The organism is Paraburkholderia nodosa DSM 21604 (assembly GCF_000519185.1).
In the GTDB taxonomy this organism is placed as follows: domain Bacteria; phylum Pseudomonadota; class Gammaproteobacteria; order Burkholderiales; family Burkholderiaceae; genus Paraburkholderia; species Paraburkholderia nodosa.
In genome coordinates, this window is sequence record NZ_JAFA01000093.1 from 1 (window position 1) to 9,093 (window position 9,093).

Annotated in this window: 4 protein-coding genes and 2 pseudogenes; 4 read left to right on the forward strand and 2 right to left on the reverse strand. The window is 60.5% G+C overall.

Annotated elements, in window-relative coordinates:
- Positions 1-249 (forward strand): annotated as a pseudogene (locus A3CW_RS49800) (IS5/IS1182 family transposase); the annotation flags it as partial.
- A 26-nt stretch (positions 250-275) separates the two neighbouring features.
- Here A3CW_RS49800 and A3CW_RS49805 read toward each other — a convergent pair.
- Complete coding sequence (locus tag A3CW_RS49805) at positions 276-1,427, reverse strand: cytochrome C (RefSeq protein WP_245623900.1); 1,152 nt, start codon at positions 1,425-1,427, stop codon at positions 276-278.
- 811 nt (positions 1,428-2,238) lie between these two features.
- On the opposite strand from A3CW_RS49805, the gene A3CW_RS49810 reads away from it, so the two are divergent.
- From A3CW_RS49810 to A3CW_RS0143770, 3 genes are all read left to right on the forward strand, one after another.
- Positions 2,239-4,563: a putative bifunctional diguanylate cyclase/phosphodiesterase gene (locus tag A3CW_RS49810; protein WP_154678231.1), complete on the forward strand. Its 2,325-nt coding sequence runs from the start codon at positions 2,239-2,241 to the stop codon at positions 4,561-4,563.
- 853 nt (positions 4,564-5,416) lie between these two features.
- Positions 5,417-5,875, forward strand: coding sequence for a CHRD domain-containing protein (locus tag A3CW_RS0143765; protein ID WP_028209121.1), 459 nt, complete (start codon positions 5,417-5,419; stop codon positions 5,873-5,875).
- 444 nt (positions 5,876-6,319) lie between these two features.
- A complete protein-coding gene (locus tag A3CW_RS0143770; protein WP_051482109.1) occupies positions 6,320-8,542 on the forward strand; it encodes a TonB-dependent receptor in 2,223 nt (740 codons plus the stop codon).
- A gap of 230 nt (positions 8,543-8,772) precedes the next feature.
- Here A3CW_RS0143770 and A3CW_RS0143775 read toward each other — a convergent pair.
- A pseudogene (locus tag A3CW_RS0143775) lies at positions 8,773-9,093 on the reverse strand (hypothetical protein); the annotation flags it as partial.

The window sequence follows — 9,093 nt, forward strand, 5'->3', positions numbered from 1 at the left end:
GGCATTACGCGGGGATTACGGACGATGATCAGACGGCGCAGTGCGATTGAGCCAGCCATCGGCCACATGAAGACAGATGGCAAACTCGATCGGAACTGGCTGAAGGGAACGCTTGGTGACGCGATGCACGCTGTGCTATGCGGAGCTGGTCACAACCTGCGGATGATCCTGAGGAAGCTGCGGTTTTTTTACACCATTGTTCTCATCGCCCTGTTCATCCCTGTCGATCAGAGAGCATCCGCCGGCTGACGCCGACGACGGCCAAAACGAATTGTTCAGGGGCGACTAAAGAAAGAAAGGCTTATGCCGTACTTGGCCTGGTAGACGTATGAGAGCTTCAGCCTCAACGATCCGAGGTTGGCCGACTTGCTGTCGCCATAAACGAGGTTATTTGGATCGCTGATGTTCTCGCGGATATAGCGCGCCTGCGCGGTGATTGTGTTCGGTTCGAGCAGATACTGATACTGCGCGTCGAAACCGATATCGCGGTAGCGGGTTACGCCCTGCGTGAAGCTCGGGAATGCGTTTGCGTCGTTGGGATAGACCTGTGCGTTGATCCCGAAGGTTCCCAGCATGACGCTGTGTGGTCCCCAGTCGTGGGTCAGGGCCAACCGCCAGTAGGGATTCTGGCCACGCAGATAGATCTGCGGGTGGTTCGGGTCTCCGGCCTTGTTCCCCTTGCTCATGAACGACCAGATGCCGTCGGCTGTGCGGTACACCGACAACTCGGCGTAAATCGTCCGGTTCCAGTACACATACCCCCCGGCGCCGACAACCTGCTGTGCCAGTGCGCCTTCCATGATCGGCAGAAATTGCGGCGCGCCCACCGTGCTCGTTGACGAGGAGACATACGGGTAACTCCATGCCGGCGAGCTGTTCCAGACATCCTGCACGGACGGATTGTTATGCAGCGTCGTGCCGAGAATCAGGTCGTTTGCATCGCCAATGATCCTGTCCACATAACGGAAGTCCATGTTGTCGGACGCCCAGTGACCGATCCACCTGCCGTCGCTGCCCTGATGATCGTAGTTCGAGTAGGTAAACTGTGTGAACGCGCCAATCCTGTCGGTTATCTTGCCGGCAAGGAAGATGCTGGCAGCGTCGAAAACCGGCAGGCCGTCCTTGGGGGAAATGATGTTGCCGCTGGCGTCATGGTTGACTCTCGTCTTTGTCATGTCGAGTGTCGCCATCACGGCAACCGGGACGGTACGTTCTCCAAACGTGTAGCCGTTCAGCTTGAACATTCGTCCATAGGGAGTCAGCTCGGGAAACTGTCCGCCTGCATGGCACGCGACACAGCTTTGTCCCGTTTGACGGGCGAATATCGGGAGCGCCGCCGCAGAGGGGGCGTGAAGCAGACAGATAGCCTCAATCGCCAGAACCCAGGCGCATTGAAGCAGGCGACGGGCGGCGACGCTATGTGTCATGCCATCATCTCCTCCGGCTCGCTTCGCATTCGGGGGTTTCTCAGGCACACAGGTACCCACCCCGCTGCGATAAGCGGGACGACAAAGACGACGCATCGCGCACGGCATTACCGGCGTCGCCTGGCAAACCCAAGGAACTACACAGGCCTGCGCGGATGCAGACGCGGCGCGCACACCTGTTCACTCGATGTCCAAAACGAAGGAGGCCGCCGTCTTATTCCGCAGAACATGTCGTAGCGCAGTTGTTCACGATCGTTTGCAAAGGTGCCTCGATAGTCTGATGGAAATCGCTTCGAGGCCCGCTGTCTGGTGAAGGATTGAGGCGTCCGGCGGCGGCACCGCGAACAACGCAGGAGAGCTTGCGTAATGCGCCGGGGCCGTCAGCTGGAACGTGTCGAGGAACGCTTCATAGCTGAAGCGCTCACTGTGGTGAATCAATCACAAACGCGCCTGCTCTGGCGATGAACCATCTCGCTTCGATCAAAGAGCGTGCGCCGTGACCACTACGTGATCCCGAAAACGTTTGCTGTGTAAGTTATCGGTGGAACCGCGCTGCCCGCGCAGTCAGTGCGCCACGCTCTCGTCGATTCCAGGCGTTAACACCGACTACAGAACCTGCTCTCGGCTGACGTTATCGAGGCGTACTGACGATACCTTTAACGGAGCAACTGTGACGCGTCGGCCACGCAGACCGGGACACCATGGACTGCGGCGTTACCGCTCGTGTTCACCCGACAGCAAACAGACTTCGCAGGAAGTCCCGCCGACACGTCGTACTGCGATCACCGGTCTGACGCTTGTCCTTCTTAGTGTGCCTCTCCTTGCCTTCTGGGGTGCCTTCCAGAGTCTGAGCGCGGGCGCTGCGGCCCGTGCGGGAAACGAGGCTGACAAGATATTCGAAGAAGCCCGTTATAGCGTCGCCTGGGAAGAGTCGGCCGAGCGCAAGTACTTTCTCGATCCACGCCCCGAAGTTCGCCGGGAGCACGCCGAAGCTGGAGAAGCGCTCGACACGGCACTCGGAAAAGCCATGCACTTCGAGCCCCAAAACGCACAGACGCTGCGGGCGTTGCTCGACAAGCATGCGAGGTACCGGGAGTTTGCTCGCGAGATGTTCAAAGCGGTCGACGATCACGATATTGCGCTCGCGAACGAGATCGACGAGAAGCTCGCCGATCCGCTCTTCGATGAAATCGAGGACAAGGTGATCGCGGCAGCCGCGCAACACCGCCTCGACGCCACCACACAACTTGACCGGCTTGTGAAGGTGCAGCGAATTGTGCTGGTCTCCACGCCGGTTGTACTGTTGTTCGGCCTCGCGCTCGCGCTGCTGTTCCTGCAGATGCTGCGGCGTATTCGAAGCAATGCCCACGCGGCTGCCCAAGACGTGCTGAGAAAGAGCGAGCAGCGACTTCAGGCGCTGGTTGCCAATACGACTGATGCGATTCTTGTCGGCAATACCGATGGTGCAATCATTTACGAGGCACCTACGCGGCGGCCCGATCCGTTGAGCAACCTTGGACGGCTTGCGGGAACGAACGTCCTCGACCCCATCCATCCTGCTGATCGACCGAGCCTGCTGGGTGTACTGCGGACCGTTTCATCCACGCAGCGCTCGACCAAATCGATCGAAATCCGGACACAGGGCGAAGAAGGTGCATGGAGATATGTTGAGACGACGTTCACGAACCTGCTGGATGCCCCATCCATCGGTGCAATTGTCGTGACGGCGCGCGATATTACCGAACGAAAGCACTTCGAGGAGCAGTTGACACGGCGGGCGTTCTATGACGCGCTTACCGGTCTTCCAAACCGTGCGCTGCTGCTTGACCGCATCAGTCAGGCGACCGTTCGGGCGCGGCGGCGCAATGCCACGATTGCCCTGATCTTTCTCGACCTGGACCAATTCAAACGCGTGAACGACAGCCTCGGTCACCACGCCGGCGACCGGCTATTGATTGCGGCTTCCGAGCGACTCCAGCAATGCGTGCGTCCAACTGACACTGTGGCACGCCTCGGTGGAGACGAGTTCGTCATCCTGCTCGAGCATCTCAGCACTGAACCGGTGGGTGAGGCCGTGGCCGTGGCCGTGGCCGAACGAATCCTCGCGCAGTTCACGCGTCACTTCGAACTCGACAACAAACAGTACATGGTCGGTGCGAGCCTTGGGCTCGCGTTCGAGCACAAAGAGGGACTGCGCGACGACGCCGACGCACTGCTACGCGATGCCGACGTCGCAATGTACCGCGCCAAAAGTAAAGGCAGGAGCCGTTACGTGATTTTTGAGGACAACATGCATGCCGAGGCAGTGCGGCGCCTCGAAATTGAGACTGACCTGCGCCACGCTATTGACCGGCACGAATTGCGAGTCTTCTATCAGCCGATCATGCGCCTGCAGGGCGATGGCTTCTATCAAATGGAAGCTCTGGTGCGTTGGCTGCATCCGGTCCGTGGATTGCTCGCCCCGTCCGAATTCATTGCCATCGCAGAGGAAAGCGGGCTCATTATCCCGTTGGGGCGCCATGTGCTCGAGCAGTCCTGCCTGCAGCTTGCGAAGTGGCAGCAGACGTTTGCGTCCAATCCCCCCTTGCAGGTCAGCGTCAACCTTTCGCCACGGCAATTCGACGACCCGAGTCTCATCGACGACGTCGCTGCAGCCCTCCGTGCGGCATGCATCAGCCCCGATTCGCTAAGGCTCGAAGTTACCGAGGGGTTAATCATGCGCGACACCGAAAAGAGCATCGAAACACTGCGCCGCCTTAAGGACTACGGGGTGACGATTGCCATCGATGATTTCGGCACCGGCTACTCGTCGCTGAGCTATCTGCGCCGGCTACCGCTCGACGTCCTCAAGATAGACCGCTCATTCGTTCAGGGCATCGGACAAAACACCGAGGATGATTCCATCGTGAGAGCCATCATCTCGCTCGCCCAGTCTCTTGGTCTGTCGCTGATCGCGGAAGGCATCGAGACGCCCGAGCAGGCGAACCTGCTGCGCGAATGGTCATGCGACAGCGGGCAGGGCTACCTGTTCTCGCGGCCGCTCCCCGCCGACGAATTCTCGCGCCTGTTCAGCCACCATTCCTCGAGTGGCGAGAACGTATTAGCCGTACACAATGCCTCACCCGAACCTGTCTGAGTACGGGCACCAATCGGCGATGAGACGCGCGTCAGCGGCATCTTGGCCCTGCTGACGCTAACGCCCGGAGCATGCGTCCGAGCGATGGACCATGCGCCACGCCGGGCGATCGGCTCGAAGCTATTCGTCTTTTGCGCGACGCAGGACACCGCGGCACACGATGACGTTCCTGGTGCGTGCCTGGTCACATATCCGCGGTGGTGCGGCCCTTCAACCAAATGGGCATCGTTGTTGCGCATGAGGAATAAGGCGTCCGTGCGCCGCGTTTATGGCTATGTAGGCGCCTGCGTTCGCGATGAGCCGCGCGACGCGTCCGCTCCGCATGCGCCGTTCGGCGTCGTCGGTCATTGCGCGGCTAGTGCCTCGCTGGATATCCCTCTGCGGGACTTCCTGCGAGCTTCCCCAGGAGGAAAACATCATGAAGCGGCTTCGGATGGTTCTTGCGTGTCTCGTTTGCCTCGGAATGGCTGCGGTTTCTGGATCCGTGGCCGCGAGCGGCGATATGAATGAAGGCGGCAATGGCGCGTCGAGCAGTTCAACCAATTCCTCAGGCGGTGGTTACTGAGCGCGGCACGCCGAATTGCGCAGTACGTCGCCGGGCTCTTCGCGCGATCCGCTGCGTACGTGTTGAACGCCCACTCGGTGATGTTCTCGCTGACCGGTCGGACCGCGTTACGTACTTGCGAATCCGTTCGCCGGACTCCGGGTGTCTCCGGTTTTACGGAAGTCTGCGCCGGCGGGCAAGCCCTGTGTCACTGCTCCCGGCAACAACCCACCATTGAATGCTGATCCCTCGTGTCAGATGGCGTTGCGTGGCGGCGTCCGGCTGGGGGCAGCCGAAAGGAGATAGCAGATGAGTGCATTCCAGTTGCGGCGCGCCATTCACGCACTTGCCGGCATCGTATGTGCCGGAGTGGCTAACCTGGCGCTTGCTGCGCCCGTCTCATTCTCCGTCCCGCTCAATGGTTCGGAACAGGTGCCTTCAGTACAAACCAGGGGCACAGGAGACGCCAGGCTCACTTACGATCCCGACACACGCCAGGTCACCTGGAACGTAACGTACAACGACCTCTCAAGTCCGGTAACGATGGCGCATTTCCACGTCGGAGCGATGGGAAAGAATGGCGAAGCTGTCGTCTGGCTGACGAAGGTGGGTAGCACCAGCACCCCCATCGAGGGTCCCCTCAAGGGCGAGACTACGCTGACGCCAGATCAGGCGAAGGAATTCGTCGCCGGCGATTTATACATCAACGTCCACACGAAGGACCACCCAGACGGCGAGATCCGCGGTCAGGTTATGCCGCCGAAGTAGAAGCCATTGCGGGATGGGAAGACGCACGTCGGCGGCGTCTTGCCCCCTGCTGCCCCTAACACCCGGAGCATGTATCTGCGCGACGCCTGGATGGCTCCGCGACGCCGGTCGTAATTTTGGGCACGGCCGGCGGATTCACCACGAGGCTTACACATTCCCCTTCTTGAAAAGCCGCGCTCTCCACGGCGCCCGTGTCATACCGCTATCGTCCCGGTACCAGCGCCTGCCCCTCCTCCCATCGACACGCCGTAACACCCAGTAACAATTGATCAGCGCTCCACGCGTGGAATAAATCGCCATCGCTCGCGTTTAACGCTAATCGCAATGATTGCTATTTGCCTTTGTTTTATCAGAACAGGATGAAACACGGGCCTCAGCAAATTCCGGAGGCGGCACGTTGCCGGAGCGATCCATATCGACACAAAGGGTCAAGGAGACCGATAAATGAAAAAAGCCGACGTGAGAAAGTTGCGACAGCGAAAGCACATTGCCCTCTGCAGCGTGCTTGTCACATTGGCGCTAGTGCGCCCCGCCGCCGCGCAGCAGCCGCGCGCGATGCAACCCGAAGGCGCCGACGCGCCGACCTTGCCGCCAGTGCAGGTGCGCGCCGCGGCACCCGGCTCGCTTTCGCCGGACGACAGCATGAACGACCCGGATCAGGTCGCCGGGGTCAGCAAGACGGGAACGGCGCTCAAGGATCTGCCTGCAAGCGTGCAGACGATTCCGCGCGCGCTGATGGCCGAACAAGGCGCCACGATGTTGCGCCAGGGCGTGAGCAACGCCAGCGGCGTCAACGTAGGCGGTCAGGACACGAAGGGCTACTACGACCATTTCCTGATCCGCGGACTCAACGCGCAGATCTACAACGACGGCTTCTCCGACGGCGACCTGCTCGGCGGCATTTCGCATTCGCTGAACGGCGTGGAGCGCGTCGAGGTACTGGAAGGTCCGGGGTCGGCACTGCTCGGCAGCGGGCCGCCGGGCGGCTCGATCAATATCGTCCACTACACGCCCTCCGCCGAATTTCACTATGGCGGCAACGTGCAGGCGGGGTCGTTCGGCACGGTTTCAAGCAGCGCGTACGTTACGGGCCCAACCGGCATTGCCGGGTTGAACTATCGTGTAGACGCCACCTTCTCGCGCGCAGACGGATTTCGCGATCTTGCAAGCCGCGACAGGGAAATCCGGCCAGCGTTCGAATGGAAGCGGGACAATCACAAGATCGACTTTTCGCTCGACGCGCGAGACATCCACGAAACGCCCGACTCGTACGGCCTGATCTATTTTCATGGTTCACCGATCACGAACGTTCCGATCGACGCGAAATACTCCACGCCCTTCGCCTATGCGCGAGGAACCTATGTCCGCCCAACGCTGAGCGATGAATGGAAGATCAGCGACGTGCTCACAATCAACAACCGCTTTTCGTATCTGCACCGCAGCCTCGACGTTCTCGGCAACGGCGACAGCACGAGCACGAAGGTCAGCGGCAACGAGGTGATCGGCAGACAGTTGCGTCAGCAGGACGATTCGGATAACAGCTTCGACTATCAGCTCGAACCCGTCTGGCGCTTCGGCACCGGCAACATCAACCACACATTGCTCACGGGCTTCGAGTATCAGCACCAGGTCATCGATACCGAGCGCACCACGGCGGATCTACCGAACATTCCCGACGCCTTCGCACCGGTGCCGCCCGAGACATCGCTCGCGGGCTTGACCTTCCTGTGCGACGCAAAGCATTCGTGCGACAACGATCACCTGGTGGCGAACTACTACAGCCTCTACGCAACCGATCAGATCGACGTGACCGACAAGCTCAAGGTGCGCGTGGGCGTGCGCAAGGACTGGTGGGATACGTCGCTCACGCCGAATATCACAGTCCCCGGGCGCTTCGACACACAGGGCCAGCCCCTTGTCGCCGGCGTGACCGACTCGCGCAACGACGCGCCCACGAGCTGGAACGTAGGTGTGCTGTACAGGGTCCTGCCCTGGATGTCACCCTACGTGGGCGTTTCGAAGAGCCATCTGGCGAATTTCAACTCGGAGAACACGCAGAACGGCATCGGCGCGCCCGAATCCGCATTGCAATATGAAGTAGGCGTGAAATTTTCGTTTCTCGACGACCGCTACGTGCTGAACACCGCGCTATTCGACGTTTCGCGCGACAACGTCGCGGCGCTCACGACGATCAACGGCGTGGAAAGCGTCGTGTTCGACAGCCAGCGGACGAAAGGCGCCGAAGCCTCGCTCGATGCAACGATCTCGCCGCAATGGCACGTCATTGCAAACGTCACGGCACAAGACGCGAAGATCACCGACAACCCGCAGGGAGTGGCTTCGGTCGGCAATCGTCCACAGGGCGCTCCAGCCTATATGGCAAATCTCTGGACGACGTATGAATTTCCGATTGCGGGAATTCCGGGATTCCACGTCGGCGCGGGCTTGAACTACGTAAGCCGCACCTTCAGCGACATCACGAACGTGAATTCGATTCCCGCGTACGTGATAGGCAATGCCGCATTCGGCTATGAAGCGCATCGCTGGGGCATTGATATCAATGTGCACAACCTCACGGATCGCCGCTATTTCGTCGCCGCGAACGCGGCTGGCGCATACGTAGGAGAGTCGCTCAGTGCGTTCGTGAACCTCCACGCCGACTTCTGATCCGGCACTGCGACAGAAGCAAGGCGTGCGGTGGATCGCAGAATCCGCACGCCTTCGTGAGGCGCTGGGCAATTGACATTGCTACCAGGGGCAGCGGAATTTCCCGCTCGCGCCGCTGGCGCCAGGCAAGAGAGGACACCACGCGCCGGACCGGCATGGGTGTCCGCGCCCCCGTCCGGCGCGAGGACTGCGGTCGCCGAAGCACTTCTGGGGAATCCGAACGCTTCCTCTTACATCGGCGGGACGACCCCGTCCTTTTCGACCACCAGGCGCTGCGCGGCATACGTACCCTGTGACGCTGGTTTCGCAACCACGAAGACTTGCTTGCCTGGCGCCAGGTCGGAGTGCGCAGCCGGCACGAAGGTGACGATCGGGACATTCGGCGGCACCGTAACCTCATTGCTGCCGCCCTTGTACGACAGCTTCAGATTGCGACCTTCCGTGCCCTGCACGACAGTATCGACATTCGCGTTGGTCATCGTGCTGTTCGGGCCGAGGTCCCACGCGTAGTGACCCTCCCCCGTGCCGCGCGCGGCTTCAGGAAAGACGAC